An 18,647-nucleotide genomic window follows, 5' to 3' on the forward strand; every position below is an offset into this window, starting at 1 on the left:
CCGTCACCCGCTACGCGCCATTCCCATGAACGCATGCAAGGCCGGATTATCCATATCGGTGCGCAGGCAGAAACTCAGGCTGAAGTGCGCGTCTTCCGACTGCACGGGGCGGTAACAGACCTCCGTATCGCGGAATCCCGCCATGCTGGACGGCACGATGGCGATACCGGTCTCCACCGCCACCAATGACAGCACCGCATGCATGCCGTGTGCTTCCTGCACCACCTTGGGCATGAATCCCGCGGCCACGCACTGGCGCATCACATGCGAATGAAATCCCTCCCCTTCCACGGCGGGCCAGCTGACAAACTCCTCACCGGCAAGATCCTCCATCCGCAAGGAAACGACGGACGCCAACGGGTGTGCGTGCGGCAAGGCAATAGCCAGCGCGTCCACATCGAAGTCCTGCAGCTGCATCCCAGGCGAAATGGGAATGGGAGGAATGAGCACGCCCAGGTCGATCTCGCCTTTGGCCAGCATGTGCTGCTGCTGGCGCGAGGTCGCCTCGCGCAACTCCAGGCGCACCTGCGGGTGGCTGCGCCTGAACGCACGGATCAGCTGCGGCAGGCGGCCGTACAGCGCGCTGCCGACATACGCCACGCGCACCTGCCCGCTGCGTCCTGCCGCGGCCTCGCGCGTGGCCTCCACCGCGTGGGCGGCCTGCTGCAGGGTGTGCCGCGCTTCCACCAGCAAAACCTCCCCGGCAGCAGTAAGTCCCACGGTCCGATGCCCGCGTATCACCAGCAGCGCCCCGATCTGCTCTTCCAGCCGGCGGATCGCCGCAGTCAGCGGGGGCTGTGACATATGCAGGCGCGCGGCGGCGCGGTGGAAATGTTGTTCTTCCGCGACAGCGACGAACTGGCGCAGCAAACGAAGATCGATCATGGCAACCGCGCGAGGAATGGCCGGCTCAGGTTAGCAGTCCCGGTGCCTGCTCCGCGGCTCGATCGCCGGCAGCGCAATCTCCGGCCACGCCGCATCGAAAGCCTCCACGCTGGCGGCAGCCACACCCTGCAGATCGCGCGGGTAGCTCACGCTGGCAGGCTCCTGCGTGCGCGTCGCATGGAACTGGCCATTGCTGGCGCGCAGTACCCACCCGCCCTGCACGCAGCGCGACGAGGCCAGCCAGGCCACCCCGGGCGCCACGGTATCCGGATGCAGCTCATCGGGTTCGCCGTGCACGCCCCACATGCGTGTTTTGGCCACCGGCGATACCGCATTGACGATGATGTTGTCCGCCTCGCCCTCTGCAGCCAGTACGTTCATCAGGCCCACTGCGGCGCTCTTGGCCATCGCGTAGCTGGCCAGCCCGTGCTGCACGTACTGCGGGTACAACGCCCGGTCGGAGGTGGTCAGCACGATGCGCCCCCCTCCTGCCGCACGCATCGCCGGCCACGCCGCCTGGGCAAGCCACAAAGGCGCTTTGGTGGCGATATCCAGCATGTGCTCCAGCTGTACCTCGCTGATGTCTTCGATGCGCTGGTAATGCACCCAACCGGCGTTGTGGATGATGAAGTCCAGCCGCCCGTGCTGGGCCAGGACCTCGTCGACCAATGCGTGGCACTGCGCGCGCGTATCGATGGCGAGCCCGCAGCTGGCCACGTCCAGGCCTTCCACGCGCAGGCGTGCGGCGGCACTGGCCACCCGGCCCGGGTCACGCCCTTCGCCATCGCGGTCGGCGCCGACATCCTGCATCACGATCCTGGCGCCGAGGCGTGCCAGCAGGCGCGTATAGGCCAGGCCCAAGCCGCCCGCCGCACCAGTGACCAGGCCGACCTGTCCATTGAAATCAAGGGGAGTATCCGTCATCCACACAGCGTGGACTGGCACGGCAGCGGTGGCCAATACCGTTCACAGGCAGGGGTGATCCGTTATGGGTATCGAAGGGCGTAGAGTCAATGCTGGCAAGGCCGTGAGCCGAATAGGCGGCCTATTCGGCTCATCGGATGAGCCGAATAAGCGTCGCATTCGACACAATGAGCTCGCCAGCTCCCTTCGTACTATCATCGAATATTGCCAAACCATTCTGGCCAGAATGGCACGCTACAGGCCCACCTGGCTCTTCATCTCGACAATGACGAACAGCTCCGCCCCGCTGCTGATCATCCTGCCAGGGCTCGATGGGAGCGGCCGCCTGTCCGTCCCTTTCATGCACGCGCTCGAGGCGCAGGGGGTTGAATCCCAGGTCATCGCATATCCGAAAGACCGGGCGATGGGATATGACGCACTGCGTGATTGGCTTCGCCCCCAGTTGCTCCGGCAACCGCCCTTCGTGTTGCTCGGTGAATCATTTGCGGGTCCCTTGGCGATAATGCTCGGGACGACCGGACTGACCTCGCTTCGCGGCATCATCCTCTCCACCACGTTTGCATGTGCCCCGGTGCCTGCCCCGTCTGTGTTGGCCCGCGTGCTGCAGTTGCCGCTCCCGCTGCCGCCTGTCGCGCCGTTGGCCAGGCTTCTGCTTGGACGCTGGCGGACGGCATCACTCGAAGGTGCGCTGCGGGACGCGCTGGCCGGCACGTCGCCGTCGGTGCTGCGTGCACGCGCCGTGGAGACGCTGCGGATCGACGTTCGGGCGTTGCTCCCCTTGGTCTCAACGCCTGTCCTTTGCCTGCATGCAAACGAGGATCGACTGTTGCAGGCCAGCGCCTTGCGATCGATCGAGCATGGACTGCAGCAGCCCGCCGAGTCGCATCTTCTGGACGGGCCGCACCTGCTGCTCCAGGCCCAGCCCGTGGAAACGGCAGCCCGCGTGGCAAGTTGGTTGCGCACACTGGACCGTGCCACCCTCCCGCATGCACCCCCAGAGGCGTAGACCATGATCGATCTCCAGGCCACCGACGTCCGGATGTTTCTTCCTTCCCGGGACTTTGCACTCTCGCAAGCTTTCTACGAAGCGCTGGGCTGCGAGCGCGAGTGGGCGGACGACAACCTGGCCCTGTTCAAGCTCGGCCCCTCGCGCTTCTACCTGCAACGCGGCTATGCGAAGGAATGGGCGGAGAACACCATGCTGCATGTTGCCGTGCAGGACGCTGCCGCCTGCTTCAACGCCATCCGCGCACTGCTGGACACCGGCAAGTACCCCGGCGCGCGCGTGGCCCTCCCACGGAGCGAGCCCTATGGAGCGCAGGTAACCTACGTCTGGGATCCCGCAGGTGTGCTGTTGCACCTCGCGCAGTGGGATGCAAAAGACTGACCGTGGCAGGGTCTCCTGCCGCAGTCTTGCCAGTATAGTCAGCCGCATGGAAGACAGAGCCGCGCAACTGGATGAGCTGATCATGGAACTGAGTGCGCTCTGCGACCTGCTGGCACGCGACAGCGAGTGCGAATGGCGGCGCCACTTCGTTTCCTGCCTGCGGCAGGCCGAGGCACTTGCCGCAACCCCGCACGACCAACCCTCCCTCAACATGCTCTCGGGCTCGGTCATGTCCGTGTTCGGCGGCATGGGCAGTTTCAACGACTACGTACCGTTCAAGCACGGCCGCCTGATTGCCGGCATGGAAGCACTGGACGAAGCTTCCGGGCGGGTCTATCAGGCTGCCCTGGCACTGCGGGTGATCGCAGCGCGCGACTGACGCCGACCGGTTGCCGCGCCTGCCGCGCGATCAACCATCCCCCTCACCCACACCACTTCGAGACACCCATGGCTGACCCCTACAACACGGCCCGACGTCCTGCCGGCGAAGCGCGACTGGACGATTCGATGATCACAACCGCATTCGAACTGCCGGGCTTCCGCGTGGTGCAGAACATCGGCGTGGTGCGCGGCATCACCGTGCGCTCCCGTTCGATCGTCGGCAACTTCCTCGGCGGCATCCAGACCCTGTTCGGCGGCAACATCACCATCTACACCCAGCTGTGCGAGCAGGCACGCGAAGAGACCTACCGGGATATGGTGAAGCACGCACGCATGCTGGGCGCCAACGCGATCATCGGCATGCGCTACGACGCCACCGACATCATGACCGGGCTGACCGAGGTGCTGTGCTATGGCACGGCGGTCATTGTTGAACCTGCGGGAAGCTGACGCGTTGGCAGGTGGCTGATCGCCTGCGGGGCTGTGCCCAGGCCGATGCAGGCTCCGCGCAGCGGGCAGCGCGGCCCAGCCTGTATCCACTCACATGCCGGACGTAACCTCTGGACGCGCCCAGCTGCTGCATTGAAGATGAGCCATCCCAAACGGAGCCAGGCATGGATCCGCCAGCACCCTTCCAGTTCGAGGTTCGATACCATCCCGGCGAGTATCTTGCTCTCCTGCGCGAGCATATCCATACCACGATCATGCCGACGAACCGCCGCTGGTGGAACCTGCTGTTCGTGAACCTGATGCTGGGCACCTTCGCCCTCGGGCTGTTCGCCTGGAAGTCCTTCCGGGTCGGCCGCTGCCGGTTTGAAATGGACGCGCAAGGCTTCACCCGCCACAGCCGGGGTGGGCCGCAATCGGTTTCGTGGACAGCGGTGAAGAAGCTGCACTGGTACCGGCATGCGATGTTGATGGAACTCAGCGAATCGGAGGTACCGATCCCGTACCGCGTGCTGGAGCCAGGCCAACGTGAGCGGATCGCTGCCTGGGTAGCAGGTCGCAGGCCGGAATCCCAGCCCACCTGATTCCTCTCGGCAGGTGTCAGTTCTGCCGCACCGGCGGCTGGTCCATGAAAGCTATCAGCGCAAGCCATCTCGCCGGACAATACCAACATCGGCATGTGCAGCGCTGTCTTTGCGAAGCCTGCGAAATCCTTCGCATCCTGCTCGAAGTTCCTGAAGTATTCGAAGCCGGAGCGCATGCCACCGGGCCGTGCATAGTCGGCAGCGTAGAACTGGCGGTCGGCCCCCGGGATCGACTTGCTACGGTCTGCCGCGAGGTCGTTCCAGAAGTGCTCGAAGTAGATGCGCTCACGGCCGTCGACCAGCTCAGCGGGGTCTCGCTGTGCTCAGGATCGCGGCGGGTCCGGCGGCCTGCGCGGTGGCCTGGATGGCCAGCAGCACCACCAGCGCGAAGGACGTGCGGCACGAGGAACGCGGAAGCAGGGTCATTGCAGTCTCCAGTCCGGGCTAGCAAGGCGCGCTTCGATCCACTGCTTGAACTCGTGCATCACCTGCTCCCGTCCGACATCGTTGAGCAGGTCATGCGCGTGCTCCGGGTACAGCCGCAGGGTCTTGTCGGCAGATCCTGCGGTGTCATGGAACAGTTGGCTGCCACCGGGTACGGTGACCTTGTCGGCGGTGCCATGGGCAATCAATACCGGCAGGCGCAGCGTCGGAAAGCCACGCCGCAGCCGGTCGCTGCCTGCCAGCATCTGCGCTACCGTCAGCGCGGTCTGCTTCTCCCCCGCGATAAGCGGGTCCGCATCAAGCGCGGCGACCGCATCGGGCATCCGCGAAAACTCCTTGTTAGGCAGCTTCAGCACCCGCAGCTTCGGGAATGGTCCGCTGAGCCAGCGCACCAGCGCCAGCACCGGGGCCGGTGCGGGAACCTGCAGGGCAAAGCTTTCGCAGATCAGCCCGGCCAGCTCATCCTGGTGTTCCAGGGCGTAGGCGCTTGCGATCACCCCGCCGGCACTATGGCCAAGCAGGAACACCGGTACGGTCGGCTCGCGCGACCGCGCCACGTCCATCACCGACTGCACGTCCGCCAGGTAATCCTCGAAGTGCTGCACATGGAAGCGCAGCCCGCTGGATTTGCCGCGCCCACGCAGATCGACGGCGTACACCGCCAGCCCGATCGCGGTGAACTGCGCGGCGGCCCACTGGTAGTGGCCGCTGTGTGAATTGAATCCCGGCACGATCACCAGCACCGCGCGTAACGGTCCACTCGGTCGCCAACTGCGGATGAACAGCTCACCCTCGCCACCGGCGATGAGCTCTTCGGTACGCGACGGGCCGGGCATGCGCGCATCAACCGGTGGCGCGTGTACTGCAGCAGCAGGGAAGGCAGTGTCCATGGCAGATCCTCGGTGAAGGGGGAGGAAGCGAAGTCACGGACACCCACGAACGCCCCTTCGGGCGTCCGCCACGCTGCGTCACTGATGACCCCACAAAGGGGGTCTACGCAGATCCCGGACGACACCGGCCAACGCAGATCGATGCTTCATGCCAACCCGCAGCGACCTACGCCTGGATGTCCTGCTCCTGTCCCAGGTCACGATCAAGCAGACAATCGATGAACGCACGCAGCGCCGGCAGCAGGTAGCGACGGCTGGAGTAGTACAGGAACAGGCCCGGCACGGTGGGTGACCAGTCGGCGAGCACGCGCTTCAATCGCCCATCCCGCAGTGCTTCGGCAATGCCGTCGTCGTTGTAGGCGTACAGGATCCCCAGCCCCTGCAGTGCGGCAGGCACCACGATGTCCTGGTGGTTGGACAGCACCCTGCCCTCGGGGACGAACTCCACGCTCTTCCCTTTCCTGCGGAACTCCCAACCGGCGATCTTGCCACTGCCCGGGTAGCGCCACCCGATGCAGGCGTGCTGCTGCAGATCGGCCGGCACCTTGGGCTCGCCATGCCGCGCAAGGTAGTCGGGGGACGCCACCGCCAGCAGCTCCACATCCGGTGTCAGGCGCACCGCGATCATGTCTTTCTGCAGCCGCCCGCCCACCCGGATGCCGGCATCGAAGCCCTCGCCGGCAATATCACTCAAGCCATCATCGACCACGATGTCGAGCACGACATCCGGATGGGCCTGCGCAAAGCGGCCCAGCCGCGGCGCGATGAGCTTGTGCGCTGCCATGCTGAGCGTGTTGATCCGCAGCGTTCCTGCAGTTCGCGCGGTGCTGCCCAGCGCCTGCGCGACGGCATCATCCATCTCGCGCAGCATCGGGGCGATACGCTCATGCAGCCGGCGTCCGGGCTCGGTGGGCGAAACACTGCGCGTGGTGCGGTTCAACAACCGCACGCCCAAGCGCGCCTCCAGCTGCCGCACAATCTGGCTGAGCGCAGAGCGGGACAGCCCTAGATGGTCGGCGGCGCGGGCGAAACTGGCCCGTTCGACCACCGCCGCGAATGCTTTGAGTTCTGCGAATTCGGAGCCACGCATTGTGCCCTGATTCCTACATAGCCTGATCAGATAGTAGGCGATTCTGTTGACGGCAGGAACGGGCCATCCTGAGCCCCTGTCCTCAACCGGAGCCTGCCCATGAAAGACCTGAACCTGCCCGAGCCGATCACTGCCTACTTCAACGCCGACGCGAACGATGGGCGTGCCGTCGCCCGCTGCTTCAACCCGGATGGATCGGTGCGGGACGAGGGCAAGACCCACACGGGCCCGGCCGCCATCGAGGCCTGGAAAGCGCACACCGCCGACCGCTACCGCTACACCGCCACGCCCATCAAAGTGGAAAAAAAAGAGCGCACCTACTTCGTCACCAGCCACGTGGTGGGCGACTTCCCCGGCAGCCCGATCGACCTGCGTTACGCCTTCACCCTGGAACGCGGCAAGATCGCCACGCTGGAGATCTCGGCATGAACTTCGACCTCCAACTGGCCGGCGGCCGCACCATCCCCACGGCGTAAGCCGCACATCACGCCGCCCGATAGCCGTCCCAGGAACCGCTATGCTTGGCGCGGCATCAAACCCGCCTTCCATACCCTGCAGGACGCAGCACCATGATGGTCAAGAACGCATCCCTGCTGTGCTCAGCCGTGCTGGCGATGTCTGCTGCTTTGCTTGCTGCTGGGTGTGGCGGAACGACGCGGAAGACGGTCCTCTCCACTGACAGCCTGAAGGTGGTGGCCGTCACGGAGTCGAGGTTGGATATCAACGTCAGCGAGTACCAGCACTACACGACGTACACGCTGTACGTCGATGGCACGGAGCTTTCAGACAAGGCATTCGCAGACCTGCTGCAGGATGCGGATGCCAGGGACGAGCAGATCGTCCACACCGATGCCATCGTGGTTGCCGACAACACCGTCCTGCTGGCATCACGCACCCGCGACGGGTCGGCCTGCTGGACAACCCATCTGTCCGCGCACGGCGGCAAGGCGACCCTGGAAAAGATCATCACCAGTACGGTTGATTGCTCCCCAGTGCCGGCGCCGCCGGGCTGGAGTACGCTGTACGATGAAGCCAGCAACCTGGTCCTGGTGCGTACCCATCCCTTCGCGGTGCATCCGATCACCGGCTACTGGCAGGTCCTCTGGATAGAGGGCGATGTGGTGGCGCTGTACGCCGAGGAGCGGGCGAAGGAGCGACTCATCGTCAGGCTCGTCCGGATATCCGCAGACGAAACGCTTGCCGAGCAGCACCTGCCGATGAACACCTATGCGGAGCCTGATCTGCTTCATGCCTCGCCGGACGCACGCAGGCAATGGCTGTTCAGCAACTTTTCCGTCAGCCTGGGCGTTCCTGCCTCCATCCAGCTTCGTCCTGACAACACGCTCAAGACGATCACCCCGGAGGTCTGGGCGCAGTACCAGGAAATGGATCGGCAGAACAAGGAGGCCGATGCCCGCGCGAGTGCAGAAGGCCAGGCCCGCACCGACGCACTGTACCGGGAAGTGAGGGCAGCGGAGTCGGCCAAGGGCCACCCCGCGAGCCGGCTCCAGTAGACCGCGGCATTGCTACACTCCCCCGCTTTCGATGGATATGGAGAGCAGGGCAAATGGACTTCCTCCAACGGCTGTACATCATCACGTGGGCGGCGATGGCGATGGTTGCCACCGCCGCGTCGGCCGCCACCGTGGACTCCCACCCCGCTGTGCCGTCTGTTTACTACGTGCGCCATGCAGTGAGCAGCGGGCCGGATGCAGGCGATGAGACAACGCTGTCCGGCTATTACGAAGCGGCATTGCAGCCGGCGTCGCGCGCAGGCAGCCAGCTTCGAGTCCTGCCCATCTGGTCGCAGCAGAGAGACGCGACAGGTCATGCAAGCTACCTGATGGACCTGGACCCGCGCGATGCTACCGACGCGGCACAACTGGCCGTGCTTGCCGAAGGCTTCAGTGCTGAGGCAACACGATCTGGAGAGTTCGGCGCGCTGCGTGCGGCGGACCAGAGCGCATGGTCTGCACTGTCCCGGAAATCACCCGACGCGGCTGAGGCATTGCTCGCCCGGCAACAGGCAGCGGGACTGCGGCCGGTGCGATTGCCCGCCACCGTGGCGGTGGGCGACGTGCTGGCGGGAACGCTGCGGATCGAACCCCATGGCAGCGTCGAGACGGCCCTTCGGGTTATCGAAGTCACCCCGGAGGCGGTGCTGATGGAGCTGTCCGTTGCAGGCCCCGGCGCGCAGGGCGATGGCAGGCTGGTGGTAGCGCGTGGGGATGGCATGCCGATCGAGCTGCGGATGGAAGTGCGCTACGCGGCCAGCAAGGGCCTGCCCGCTTCCCTCCACCGCGTGCACCTGGCAGATACCGGGCACGACCCGATGCTGCAGATGAGCGAGGATGTCGAGAGCTACGTCAGCTATGTCGAGCAGGTGAACCACACGCTGCAGCGCCCGCCGTACAGCGGCGTCGCGCCGGATCCTTCGGCCTACACGCACCGCGCGGCAGTGCTCGGCGAGCTGGAGGACTACATGGTTGGCGCGGCCTCGCTTCCTGCGCTGATGCCGTACATGGGCTCGTTCTGGATTCCCGCAGAGGGCGGCGCAGGACGCTGGCTGGCGATCGGCGCGCGCTCCAGCCTGGAACGCGACCCAGCGGCCGGCCAAGGACAGCACGAGCGCATCCTGATGTCCCGCCTGCATCGCGTGGTGATGCTGGATTCGGATGGCGCGGAGATCGCCGGACTGCCGACCAAACGGGTCACGCCGACGCTGTTCTTCCCGGAAAAGTATTCAGTCACGCAGAACGAGGTGAGCTTCCCCTTCCATCTGCCACTGGGCGCGCCGCGTGATGTGTTGGGCCGCATCGAAGCGGTGCGCATGTCCGTCGACGCCGAGGTCTATGCATTCGAAACGACCGAGATCCTGCAGCCCGGTGAGCGTTCAAAACTTAATCCTGACATCACCTTGCTGCGCCCCGCTGCCCATCGCGCGACGCTGCTGCAGGGCAGGCAGTCGTGGAAGGCGAAGACCGGCCTGTACAGCGTGGTCGTGCCGCTGGATGAGGAAGGAAACGTGTTGCCGTCCGAGCAGATGATCATTGCCCCGCTGAAGCCCGCGCAGCCGACGCGGCTGGCGCAGGTGCCACTGGCCTGGGAGAACGGCAGCCTGCCGATGCGAACCGAGATCGCCACCGCCCGGCCCATCGCCAGGCTGCAGGTGCGCCACTATCGCTGGAGCTCGGTGCCCACGACATGGACCTTCCCGATGCGGGAGTGATGGGAGGGCGTGCGCGACGCGTGCGGGCGGTGGATGGAGAGGCCGATGCAGCAGCCGGCGTAAAGGTTGCAATGACCAACGGGGCTTTGCCCTGCCCCCGCACGTGCGCCACCATCGGCTGCAGGCAAGGCACCCGTCCTTGCGGGGACGGCAGCATGATCAGGCGCATCGGCAGTATGTTCATTCTTGGGCTGTGCAGCGCAGCCGCGCTGGCCGACACCCCCGGCTATCAGCCCAGCTTCCACCCGGACCAGCTGAAGGGCCCGCCCGCCGGCCGCCCCAATGAGGTGCTGGTGCTGGGTTCGCCGCACCTTTCCGCCCTGCCCGACACCTTCGCGCCGGCCCAATTGGAGCCTCTGCTGGAGCGCCTTCAAGCCTGGAAACCGGACGCGATCGCGGTTGAAGCGATATCCGGCATGCAATGCGATTACATGCGCCGGTTCCCTACCCGTTACGTGGACAGCATCGACAGCTACTGCCCGGACCTTGCCCCGGCGCAGGCCGCCACCGGACTGGATGTGCCGGCGGCCAACGCGGAAGCAGAACGTCTGCTGGCCACTTGGCCCACCGAGCCGACTGCAGCGCAGCGACGCCACCTGGCCGCCGTGTTCCTTGCGGCCGGTGAGCGCAATTCGGCCCTGGTGCAATGGCTGCGGCTGCCGACGGCGCAACGTACGGCGGCCGACGGCTTGAACGATGAGTTGGTGGCCTATCTGGACAAGCGCCTGCAACGTCGTGACGAGTCCCTGCTGGTGGCGGCTACGCTCGCCGCACGGCTCGGCCTGGAACGGGTATGGGCGGTGGATGACCATACTGCCGATTCGGCCACGCCCAAGGAACTGGAAAAGGCCTCCGGCGAGGCGATCATGAAGGCGTGGGACAACCCGTATAACAAGGCGCGCGCCGAGGCGGACGTTGCACTGCACGCCGACCTGGGCAAGCCCGATGGCCTGCTGGCGATCTACCGCACGTACAACGCCCCGGAAGCGGCGATGCAGGCGTTCCACGCCGACTTCGGCGCCGCCCTGGTGGAGCCTTCGCCGCAGGCATTCGGACGCAACTACGTGGGCTACTGGGAAACCCGCAACCTGCGCATGGTCGCCAACATCCGCGACGTGCTCGGGCAGACGCCCGGCACGCGCATGCTGGCCATCGTCGGCGCATCGCACAAACCGTATTACGAAGCCTATCTGCAGTTGATGCACGACGTGCAGCTGGTGGATGCCGGGGACGTGCTGCACTGAGCTTGCCGACAATGCTCCAAGACTGATGGGAGATTCGCAGGGCGCTATCTGACCCAGTTCAAACCATCGGCCGCCTCACCCTGCCTCGCGCATCCATTCCTCTGCGTCCTTGCCGGCCGGCGTCCGCAGCGGCGTGCCCGGGTCGGTCACCGCACGCCACACTGCCTCGGCCACGTCCTGCGCCTCGGTGTCCGGCCCACTGGTATCGCGGAAACCTGCCAGGATGCCCTGCACCATCGGTCCGTAGTCCGGGTGTTCCAATCCGCCAAGATGCACGCCCGCATTCGCACCGAAGCGCGTGGTCGGCGAGCGCCCCGGCAGCACCAGCCGCACCCGCACGCCGAAGGGTTCCACTTCGATCGCCAGTGATTGGGTGAAGGCATTCACCGCGGCCTTGCTGGCCGAGTACACGCCCACCAACGGCAGCGCCTTCAGGGTCACCGAGGAGGTCACGTTGACGATCACCCCGGCACCGCGCTCGCGCAGCTGCGGCAGCACCGCCTGGGTCATCGCCAGCGTGCCCAGGGTGTTGGTTTCAAACAGCGCGCGTGCGGTGTCCATCGGCGTCAGCTCCACCGGCACAGGCGCACCGAAGCCGGCGTTGTTCACCAGCGCCTCGAGTGGCCCGGCCTGCTCAATGGCGCGTGCGATGCTGTCAGCATCGGTGATATCCAGTGCCAGCACACGGAGGCGATCGGAAGCAGGCAGCAGCTCGGCGTCGGGGGTGCGCATGGTGGCCACCACATCCCACCCGCGTGCCAGGAACAGACGGGCGGTTTCCAACCCGAAGCCGGAGGAACAGCCGGTAATCATCACAGTCGACATCAGCAAACCTCTACGTGGGAACAGGTGTCCATGGTCGGTCCCGTCCGCAGGACGCGCTACACTCCAGCGTCCATATAACCTCTCTGATCGTCCTGCCATGTCCGATCCCCTGTCCGAGGTTGTCGCCCTGTTGCAGCCGACTGCGCGCTACTCCAAGCGGGTGGAGGGGGCGGGTGAATGGTGCATTCGACGCGACATTCCGGGTGAACCGTTCTACGCCGCCGTGCTGGAAGGTGGCTGCCAGCTGATGATCGACGGAGGCGCGCCCATCAGGCTGCAGGCCGGCGACTTCGTGCTGATACCGGCCGTGCACGCGCTGGTGACCGCCAGCCTGGATGCGGCGCCGGACCTGCCCGCTACGCTGCCCACGCAGCTCGGCGAGGACCATTTCCGCATCGGCCGCCAGCACGGACCGGTGGACCTGCGCATGCAGGTCGGGCACTGCCAGTTCGGGTCGCCGGATGCCGCGCTGCTGGTGGCGCTGCTGCCCGCCCTGGTGCACGTGCGTGGGGAAGCACGGCTGACCGCGTTGGTGCGGATGGTCGGGGACGAAGCGCGCTCGCGGCGGCCGGCGCGGGAAGTGGTGCTGGAGCGCCTGCTGGACGTGCTGCTGATCGAGGCATTGCGCAGCCGGGGGACGCCTGCCGAAGGCACCGGCCTTGTGAGAGGGTTGGCCGATGAGCGCCTGGCCGTCGCACTGCGTGCGATGCATGCGCGGCCACAACACGGATGGAGCGTGGCGGAACTTGCCGACCAAGCCGCGCTATCGCGCTCGGCGTTCTCGGCGCGGTTCACCAAGGTGGTCGGCGTGGCCCCGATGGAGTATCTGCTGACTTGGCGCATGGCACTGGCCAAGCGCCTGCTGCGCACCCGCGAACTCAGTCTGGAACAGGTGGCCGAACGCGTGGGCTATTCGGGCGCGGTGACCTTCAGCGTGGCTTTCGCGCGGCAGATGGGAATGTCGCCGACGCGGTATGCGCGTGTTGGGGAGCCGGTGTAAGGTTTGGCACCAGCCACCACATCGGACACGAGCGGCATGACGCAATGACTAGCGTACTCAGCTACGGTGGCACAGGGAATAATTCGTTGTTTGGCGCCGATGGCCGTCCGGCCTCGCGCGGATCGTACGACATGTTCTCTACGCGGCAAGGGAACGTCGAGACGATCCGCTTCATCGGCTTGGCAGGTAATGCGGTTTACTTCATTGGCAGTGGTGAGTCTGCGTTCTCGGGCGTGTCGGTACGCGTTCAGTAAATTAATTGCCGGCTGCGTTGTGCAGCCTGGCCTTCCTCTGGAGTACGTTGGATGAAAACGGCTTGGAACGTGCTGGCGGCGTTGTCATTGCTCTGCGCTGCGCTCTCAGGCTGGCTGCTTTTCACTTCTTCAGCGGGGCCAAGAATGTATGCGGGCATGCAGCTCCTCATTGCGGGATTGCTGGCGTCCGTGATCTGTACAATTTTGTCGGTTGCGCTTGCCGAAAATAGGCGGCGGTTGGTAAGTGCGGCGTTGCTCGCCTGTTATGGCGGGGCAGTGCTGACACTATTCATATCAATGGGAAACGTTAGTTGAGTGCGGCCTTTCGACGCGATCACGGTCGATTATCGCGGGCCACTGGCACTTAGAGATCGTCTGAGCAGATCAGCCGCAACCTCCGAGCTGGAGCCGGAAATACAGCAAGCCATCGAATGGGCCCTGCCGCAAGCCGTTGCGGCGTGCAGATCGGTTGTGCAGCGCTTCGGCCCGGACGGGTCCGGAGACGGCAGCGCTTGATCGGTTACCAACCTGACTTCGTGTAGAGTGCCCTGAATCTGATCTCCGCATGCAAGGAAGCCGCCATGACCAGCTCGCGCTCATTCCGCCCTGCCCTGCTCGCCGGCCTACTGCTGGCACCACTCGTGGCGCTCGCCCAGCCGGTGCAGACCCCTGCCGCCGTACGGCAATACCAGGCCATGAAGACGCTCAAGGCGATGGCCGTTTCTACCAAGAAACCTGCAGTAAGCGAAATCGCGTCCCAAGTACGCAGCGCCAACAATCCTGATGTGCTGGTTGGCATGGACGCCATGACGCCCACCCAAGCACTGCGGATCTGTGGCTTCGCCGAACACGCCGTGCTGGTCTCCTCGGACATGATAGGTGAAAGCGCCAACCGGACCCTGCTGCAGCAGATGGCGCCGGCGTGGAATGACGCAAAAGTGTTCGCGTTGCAGTGCAACGCCAGGCACGTATCGCTGCGCGGAACGACCATGGCAAGACAGCCAGATGCAAAGCGGACCGATGACTATCTGCTGCCCCTGCGCATGCATGCCGAGCTGCTGGTTGGCTACTATGCACGTGTGAGCGTCACCGTAGCCTCGCCCGACACACCGCTGCTGCAGCGCCAGGCCATCCTGCGCGAGGCATTGCCGGCGGCCGACATGGCCGTTCGCTCGCTATCGCTGCATTCACGTGCGCAACATCAGCAAAAAGTGCAGCAGCAGGTCAATCAAGTAGCGAATCCAGATGAATCGCTCGTTGCACCCCTGCTTGCTGTATTCAACACCACCGAATGCAACGATGCATGCAAGCTGCTCAACACGCAGCCTGCTACGTTGTGATGGCTTGATCGGCTGCCTACCGGATCGTCGACACGTGCACGTCTGAGCATGCGTTCGGCGTGACGCCCCTGCCTGCCTGCGGTGACGTAGACGTCCACTGAGCGCTGTGCTTTTGAAGATCGGCCCATGTACGTGGATGCCTGCGGCTGTTGGTATGTAGATGCTGGCGACGTAGAAGCGTCAGTCGGGATTGGCATCCTGTTCGGCAAGTTCAATTTTGGCTCTGTTTTGCCCTCTGGGCACGGCGGAGAATGCACTGCATCGCGTGCCGGTTTCATGGTGGGCGATGTGAGGGGATCCCTGATCCGCCGGCCATTTTTTGAACTTGCCCCGGTATGCCAACCCGCATCGCCCGCCACCTCGCGCGTCCGCGCAGGTGGCCACACGCCTTGGGAAGGATGACCGATGGAATCGCAGAATCCGCTTAGTGCCAAACGCTTGCACGCCTTAATCGGCGACGAGATCCACGAGTTTCCGCCTTACTTCATGGAGCGGCTGGAAAGGAAGCTGGAGGAGTTCGAACACTCCCGCGAAAATCCGGCAGGCGTCGTGCATCTGCAGCTGGTGCCCGACTTACCCAAAGACGCACGTGTGTTCGACCTGGACAGCTACGCCGACCGCCACAGCAAGGTAGCCGTGCCGCGCGCCACGCTGCAGGGCATCAGCGCGATCCTTGAAATCCTGCATTCGGTGCAGGTGGGCAGGCAGGACGGCGGCACGCATGCCGTGCTGAGCGATCACCTGGTGGAGGGCCTGATCACCGCCGGCCGCGCCTTGGTGAACTCATCCATCGAATCCATGCGGAGTGCAACATGAGTGATATCGAATTCAAGATCCCGCCGATCAACAGTGCCGCCGCCCGCGACGCTGAGCGCGCGGAGTACCTGGACGTCCGGATGCGGATGGAGGGATGTGACGAACCGAGCATCGGGCGCGCCCTGCTGCTGGTTGCAGAACTGCACGGCATGTCACGCATCGCGCAGGCGTGCGGCGTGAGCGTGGTAACCCTGCGCCGCCAGTTGAACGGCACCCGCCCGCTGTACCTGGAAACCGTGCTCGGTGTAATGCGCGCAATGAACCTGCAGCTGCGGGTGGAAGATCGCGTTACCGCTGATTGATTCCATTGGCAGTGAGGTGCATCGGGTGGGTGATGACCGCCCTCGGTGGGTGACGACTGTCCTTGGTGGGTGACGACCGTCCCTGGTGGGTGACGACCGTTGGTCGTCACGCCCCTGCCCGGCCGACCTGCCGGCAACACGCCTCGGGTCAAGCTCACCGAGGCGATGTGCTTGCGCTGATCATCCCGGGGTCTGTATCACCCTTCTTGTAGTCATACGCAGTGAGTTGCCAGAAGGCTGCGGCGTCCTCGCCCGTGACCCATGTGTAGCTCCAGGACTCCCTGCCTCCCGTAGCATTCGTCTGCGCGATGCCGATGGCTTGCCCCGGGCTTCCCTTTGCTGGCAGTGGTACTGACGAACTGGCTTCGGCAGCGGTGCGCATGGTCGGGCCCGATGACGCGGTGGAGATTGTCACTTTCACTTCGGCGCCGGGCACCCACGGCCCGTAGCCTGGAGAGTTGTTTCGAATCCAGGAATGAATCGACGCAGCCTCGCGCGATCCCGGCGCGTAGATCCTCGTCGTGGTCGAAGTGGTGGAGATTGGAGGGGATGATGCCGAGGCGTCCTCCGCCCCGGCAGTGGCCGCGGCCAAGGCGCCTGCGATGAGACAGGCATGCAGCTTCTTCATCACGTACTTCATCCTTTTCCGTGTTGAACGAGTGGCCGGTGCGACGCTTGTTGCTGCACCGGCCAAGACATTCAATGACGCGAGCATGCACTGGTCAAGCTTAAAAGTGTCCTGCGTGCCCTGGCACCGCACGGACGGCGCTTCGCAGCGTCAGGCGTGGCTGAAACGTCCGTTTACTACGTCCAGCAGATGGTCCACCGCGCCGGGTCGGCGGTTGCCCTGCACGAAACCGGACCAGTCCGCGCGGGCGATGGAGCCCAGCACGATGCTGTCCACTTCGAACTTCTTCAGCGGCCAATGGCGGAACAGGCGCTTGCCGGTCACGCCCTTGGCGATCTCGGCAATGCCGGTGTGCAGCCCAGCTTGGCGCACGCGCCCGTAAGCCTGTGCCACGCCCTCGCCGGGGCCTTCCAGATACTGAAGGAACCGGCCGCCGTCAAACAGCAGCACGCCACTGACATCGGCAGCACGGTTGAACGCTTCGGCATCGGAAACGAGCGCCTGAAGGTCCTGCGGGTCGATGCGCTTGCTGACCCGGCTTGTGTACACCACAGCTTCCAAGGACATGAAACCTCCTTGCGCTTCTGCGCGAACTAAGCAAGGAGAAACCTTAACAGCTGAACGCGTTCATAGTTTGGACGGAAGCTGAATAGGGAAAAGCCCTTATCACCAGAGGATCGTGCACCCACTGATCGCTGGACTCCGATTCCAGCCCCGTATACGGCTAGGGAGATATAGTCAAGAAATACCCGCACCTTCCACCTGGGTGCCGGCCGAAGCCTTGGGGACACTCTTTAATGCTTCCTTTGCATTCTTTGCGATCGCTTTTTTTATGCGATGTTGAGCATCCTTAACTTTGTCACCGTCTAAAACTTCCCGCTTGAGTATCTCATTGTTGAGCAGATCCGCGATAGCGTCTGGCTCGATCTTCAGTTCAGGGAAGAGCCGTCGAAGCTCACGACGAATAATCGAAACCACAGGCTCTCCTAGAACAACCTGTGCCACCGTGAACTTGTTAAGCACCGAGATGTGCTGGTGGTAGAGACCCATGGCGTCTGAGGTGATTCCTTCACGGCAAAGAAGGAAAAGACGACGCTGATCCTCTTCGTTTTTCAGATTAATGTCTGCGATGCAGAAAGAGGAGACAAGTTCGTATTCGATGGGCTGGCCGAACTTGATCCGATACAGGCGCCATTCCAACGCATTAGTTAGTACGATCCACTCGATGCCTTCATGGGCCCCATAATTGATCGCTTGCCTGAGGTGCGTTTCGTTCAGAGCCAAGGCGGCAGCTTTGACCTCAATGAGGATGCGAATCTTACCGTCAATCTTGACCGCAAGATCGCAGAAGGTTCCCCTGATCTGCTGCTCACTGGTCAGCTCGTTGTATTTGTCATAGCCAAATACCTCTGCAAGCATGTCTTTGACCAGCGTTACCGTATCCGCTTCGGACACATCCTTGGTTTTGTGGGAGATTGCCACCGCTACCAATGATTTGACCGTCGCCGGCCATCTTTCCAAGACCTTCTTCGGAATCTTTAGCATGCCTACTCCCCATCCGTTGGTAGTAGCCGCATAGTGGCGCGTCAGCAGACCTGGCGCAATGCGCCCTTTGAGCTGCGGCATAGGAAGGCTGCCGGTCGTCTGTCACTGTGTCTACCCAAACCCGATTTGATGCGCCGTCCTCAACCAGGCCGCATCCACCATCCCGTCGAAGCCCACGACCGCATCCACCCCACACTGCGGACACAGCGCGGTCTGATCCTGCCCTTCCCCGTCGCACCATTCGTGGATGGCGCTGGGCGCGAATTGCTCGAAGCAGTAGAAACACGCGGCCACATCACTGGCGAGCAGCCTCTCTCGATGCATCGACGACCCACAGGTCCGCGCCATATCATCCAGCTTCCAGCGCAGCCAAAGCCGCCGCAGAAACGCGGCTCCGACGCGAATGCGCTTCCCATATGTAACCCTCCTGCG

At 64.1% G+C, this 18,647-nt stretch carries 23 protein-coding genes; 13 read left to right on the forward strand and 10 right to left on the reverse strand.

Going from position 1 to position 18,647, the window contains the following annotated elements; translation table 11 throughout:
* Nucleotides 1-3: 3 nt before the first annotated feature.
* Both ACI2JH_RS12745 and ACI2JH_RS12750 read right to left on the reverse strand, forming a co-directional pair.
* A complete protein-coding gene (locus ACI2JH_RS12745; RefSeq protein WP_404736364.1) occupies nucleotides 4-885 on the reverse strand; it encodes a LysR substrate-binding domain-containing protein in 882 nt (293 codons plus the stop codon).
* Between the two features lie 30 nt (nucleotides 886-915).
* Nucleotides 916-1,809: an SDR family NAD(P)-dependent oxidoreductase gene (locus ACI2JH_RS12750; RefSeq protein WP_404736365.1), complete on the reverse strand. Its 894-nt coding sequence runs from the start codon at nucleotides 1,807-1,809 to the stop codon at nucleotides 916-918.
* A 265-nt stretch (nucleotides 1,810-2,074) separates the two neighbouring features.
* Here ACI2JH_RS12750 and ACI2JH_RS12755 point away from each other — a divergent pair, with 265 nt between their 5' ends.
* The 5 genes from ACI2JH_RS12755 to ACI2JH_RS12775 all read left to right on the forward strand — a co-directional run bounded on the left by ACI2JH_RS12755 (nucleotide 2,075) and on the right by ACI2JH_RS12775 (nucleotide 4,608).
* Complete coding sequence (locus ACI2JH_RS12755) at nucleotides 2,075-2,815, forward strand: alpha/beta fold hydrolase (RefSeq protein WP_404736366.1); 741 nt, start codon at nucleotides 2,075-2,077, stop codon at nucleotides 2,813-2,815.
* A 3-nt stretch (nucleotides 2,816-2,818) separates the two neighbouring features.
* Nucleotides 2,819-3,196: a glyoxalase gene (locus ACI2JH_RS12760; protein WP_404736367.1), complete on the forward strand. Its 378-nt coding sequence runs from the start codon at nucleotides 2,819-2,821 to the stop codon at nucleotides 3,194-3,196.
* Between the two features lie 46 nt (nucleotides 3,197-3,242).
* Entirely contained in the window at nucleotides 3,243-3,575 is a 333-nt protein-coding gene (locus ACI2JH_RS12765) for a DUF6966 domain-containing protein (RefSeq protein WP_101098788.1), read from the forward strand.
* A gap of 68 nt (nucleotides 3,576-3,643) precedes the next feature.
* Complete coding sequence (locus ACI2JH_RS12770; protein ID WP_101098787.1) at nucleotides 3,644-4,027, forward strand: YbjQ family protein; 384 nt, start codon at nucleotides 3,644-3,646, stop codon at nucleotides 4,025-4,027.
* A 164-nt stretch (nucleotides 4,028-4,191) separates the two neighbouring features.
* Nucleotides 4,192-4,608: a hypothetical protein gene (locus ACI2JH_RS12775; RefSeq protein ID WP_404736368.1), complete on the forward strand. Its 417-nt coding sequence runs from the start codon at nucleotides 4,192-4,194 to the stop codon at nucleotides 4,606-4,608.
* Between the two features lie 303 nt (nucleotides 4,609-4,911).
* Here ACI2JH_RS12775 and ACI2JH_RS12780 read toward each other — a convergent pair whose 3' ends face one another.
* The 3 genes from ACI2JH_RS12780 to ACI2JH_RS12790 form a co-directional block, all read right to left on the reverse strand.
* Nucleotides 4,912-5,034 (reverse strand): hypothetical protein, encoded by a 123-nt coding sequence (locus ACI2JH_RS12780; RefSeq protein WP_404736369.1) that lies wholly within the window; start codon nucleotides 5,032-5,034, stop codon nucleotides 4,912-4,914.
* Nucleotides 5,031-5,942, reverse strand: a complete 912-nt coding sequence (locus tag ACI2JH_RS12785; RefSeq protein ID WP_404736370.1) for a lysophospholipase — start codon at nucleotides 5,940-5,942, stop codon at nucleotides 5,031-5,033. Before ACI2JH_RS12785 ends, ACI2JH_RS12780 begins: the two co-directional genes overlap by 4 nt.
* Before the next feature lie 166 nt (nucleotides 5,943-6,108).
* On the reverse strand, nucleotides 6,109-7,032 hold the full coding sequence (locus ACI2JH_RS12790; protein WP_101098784.1) for a LysR family transcriptional regulator: 924 nt from the start codon (nucleotides 7,030-7,032) through the stop codon (nucleotides 6,109-6,111).
* A gap of 99 nt (nucleotides 7,033-7,131) precedes the next feature.
* Between ACI2JH_RS12790 and ACI2JH_RS12795 the strand changes: the two genes are divergently transcribed.
* The 4 genes from ACI2JH_RS12795 (at nucleotide 7,132) to ACI2JH_RS12810 (ending at nucleotide 11,505) form a co-directional block, all read left to right on the forward strand.
* The gene (locus tag ACI2JH_RS12795; protein ID WP_404736371.1) at nucleotides 7,132-7,461 is read left to right on the forward strand and encodes a nuclear transport factor 2 family protein; all 330 of its coding nucleotides are present in this window, start codon (nucleotides 7,132-7,134) and stop codon (nucleotides 7,459-7,461) included.
* A gap of 140 nt (nucleotides 7,462-7,601) precedes the next feature.
* Nucleotides 7,602-8,546: a hypothetical protein gene (locus ACI2JH_RS12800; RefSeq protein ID WP_404736372.1), complete on the forward strand. Its 945-nt coding sequence runs from the start codon at nucleotides 7,602-7,604 to the stop codon at nucleotides 8,544-8,546.
* 53 nt (nucleotides 8,547-8,599) lie between these two features.
* Nucleotides 8,600-10,261, forward strand: coding sequence for a hypothetical protein (locus ACI2JH_RS12805; RefSeq protein WP_404736373.1), 1,662 nt, complete (start codon nucleotides 8,600-8,602; stop codon nucleotides 10,259-10,261).
* A 155-nt stretch (nucleotides 10,262-10,416) separates the two neighbouring features.
* The gene (locus tag ACI2JH_RS12810; RefSeq protein WP_404736374.1) at nucleotides 10,417-11,505 is read left to right on the forward strand and encodes a DUF5694 domain-containing protein; all 1,089 of its coding nucleotides are present in this window, start codon (nucleotides 10,417-10,419) and stop codon (nucleotides 11,503-11,505) included.
* 75 nt (nucleotides 11,506-11,580) lie between these two features.
* Here ACI2JH_RS12810 and ACI2JH_RS12815 read toward each other — a convergent pair whose 3' ends face one another.
* Nucleotides 11,581-12,330, reverse strand: a complete 750-nt coding sequence (locus tag ACI2JH_RS12815) for an SDR family oxidoreductase (RefSeq protein WP_404736375.1) — start codon at nucleotides 12,328-12,330, stop codon at nucleotides 11,581-11,583.
* Between the two features lie 97 nt (nucleotides 12,331-12,427).
* Here ACI2JH_RS12815 and ACI2JH_RS12820 point away from each other — a divergent pair, with 97 nt between their 5' ends.
* The gene (locus ACI2JH_RS12820) at nucleotides 12,428-13,330 is read left to right on the forward strand and encodes a cupin domain-containing protein (protein WP_404736376.1); all 903 of its coding nucleotides are present in this window, start codon (nucleotides 12,428-12,430) and stop codon (nucleotides 13,328-13,330) included.
* A 247-nt stretch (nucleotides 13,331-13,577) separates the two neighbouring features.
* On the opposite strand, the gene ACI2JH_RS12825 is transcribed toward ACI2JH_RS12820, so the two are convergent.
* On the reverse strand, nucleotides 13,578-13,742 hold the full coding sequence (locus ACI2JH_RS12825; protein WP_404736377.1) for a hypothetical protein: 165 nt from the start codon (nucleotides 13,740-13,742) through the stop codon (nucleotides 13,578-13,580).
* A gap of 423 nt (nucleotides 13,743-14,165) precedes the next feature.
* On the opposite strand from ACI2JH_RS12825, the gene ACI2JH_RS12830 reads away from it, so the two are divergent.
* The 3 genes from ACI2JH_RS12830 (at nucleotide 14,166) to ACI2JH_RS12840 (ending at nucleotide 16,042) form a co-directional block, all read left to right on the forward strand.
* Nucleotides 14,166-14,924, forward strand: coding sequence for a hypothetical protein (locus ACI2JH_RS12830; protein WP_404736378.1), 759 nt, complete (start codon nucleotides 14,166-14,168; stop codon nucleotides 14,922-14,924).
* 405 nt (nucleotides 14,925-15,329) lie between these two features.
* Nucleotides 15,330-15,740 carry a hypothetical protein gene (locus ACI2JH_RS12835; RefSeq protein ID WP_191770662.1) on the forward strand — a complete coding sequence of 137 codons (411 nt, stop codon included), beginning with the start codon at nucleotides 15,330-15,332 and terminating at the stop codon, nucleotides 15,738-15,740.
* Nucleotides 15,737-16,042, forward strand: coding sequence for a hypothetical protein (locus ACI2JH_RS12840; protein WP_101098773.1), 306 nt, complete (start codon nucleotides 15,737-15,739; stop codon nucleotides 16,040-16,042). Before ACI2JH_RS12835 ends, ACI2JH_RS12840 begins: the two co-directional genes overlap by 4 nt.
* 154 nt (nucleotides 16,043-16,196) lie before the next feature.
* Here the strand turns inward: ACI2JH_RS12840 and ACI2JH_RS12845 are convergent, their stop codons facing one another.
* The 3 genes from ACI2JH_RS12845 to ACI2JH_RS12855 form a co-directional block, all read right to left on the reverse strand.
* The gene (locus ACI2JH_RS12845) at nucleotides 16,197-16,670 is read right to left on the reverse strand and encodes a hypothetical protein (RefSeq protein WP_404736379.1); all 474 of its coding nucleotides are present in this window, start codon (nucleotides 16,668-16,670) and stop codon (nucleotides 16,197-16,199) included.
* Between the two features lie 150 nt (nucleotides 16,671-16,820).
* Nucleotides 16,821-17,237 carry a BLUF domain-containing protein gene (locus ACI2JH_RS12850; protein WP_319274512.1) on the reverse strand — a complete coding sequence of 139 codons (417 nt, stop codon included), beginning with the start codon at nucleotides 17,235-17,237 and terminating at the stop codon, nucleotides 16,821-16,823.
* A 171-nt stretch (nucleotides 17,238-17,408) separates the two neighbouring features.
* A complete protein-coding gene (locus ACI2JH_RS12855; RefSeq protein WP_404736380.1) occupies nucleotides 17,409-18,215 on the reverse strand; it encodes a type I restriction enzyme HsdR N-terminal domain-containing protein in 807 nt (268 codons plus the stop codon).
* Nucleotides 18,216-18,647 lie beyond the last annotated feature (432 nt).

The sequence above is a fragment of the Stenotrophomonas sp. NPDC078853 genome (assembly GCF_044901215.1).
Classification (GTDB): domain Bacteria; phylum Pseudomonadota; class Gammaproteobacteria; order Xanthomonadales; family Xanthomonadaceae; genus Stenotrophomonas; species Stenotrophomonas lacuserhaii.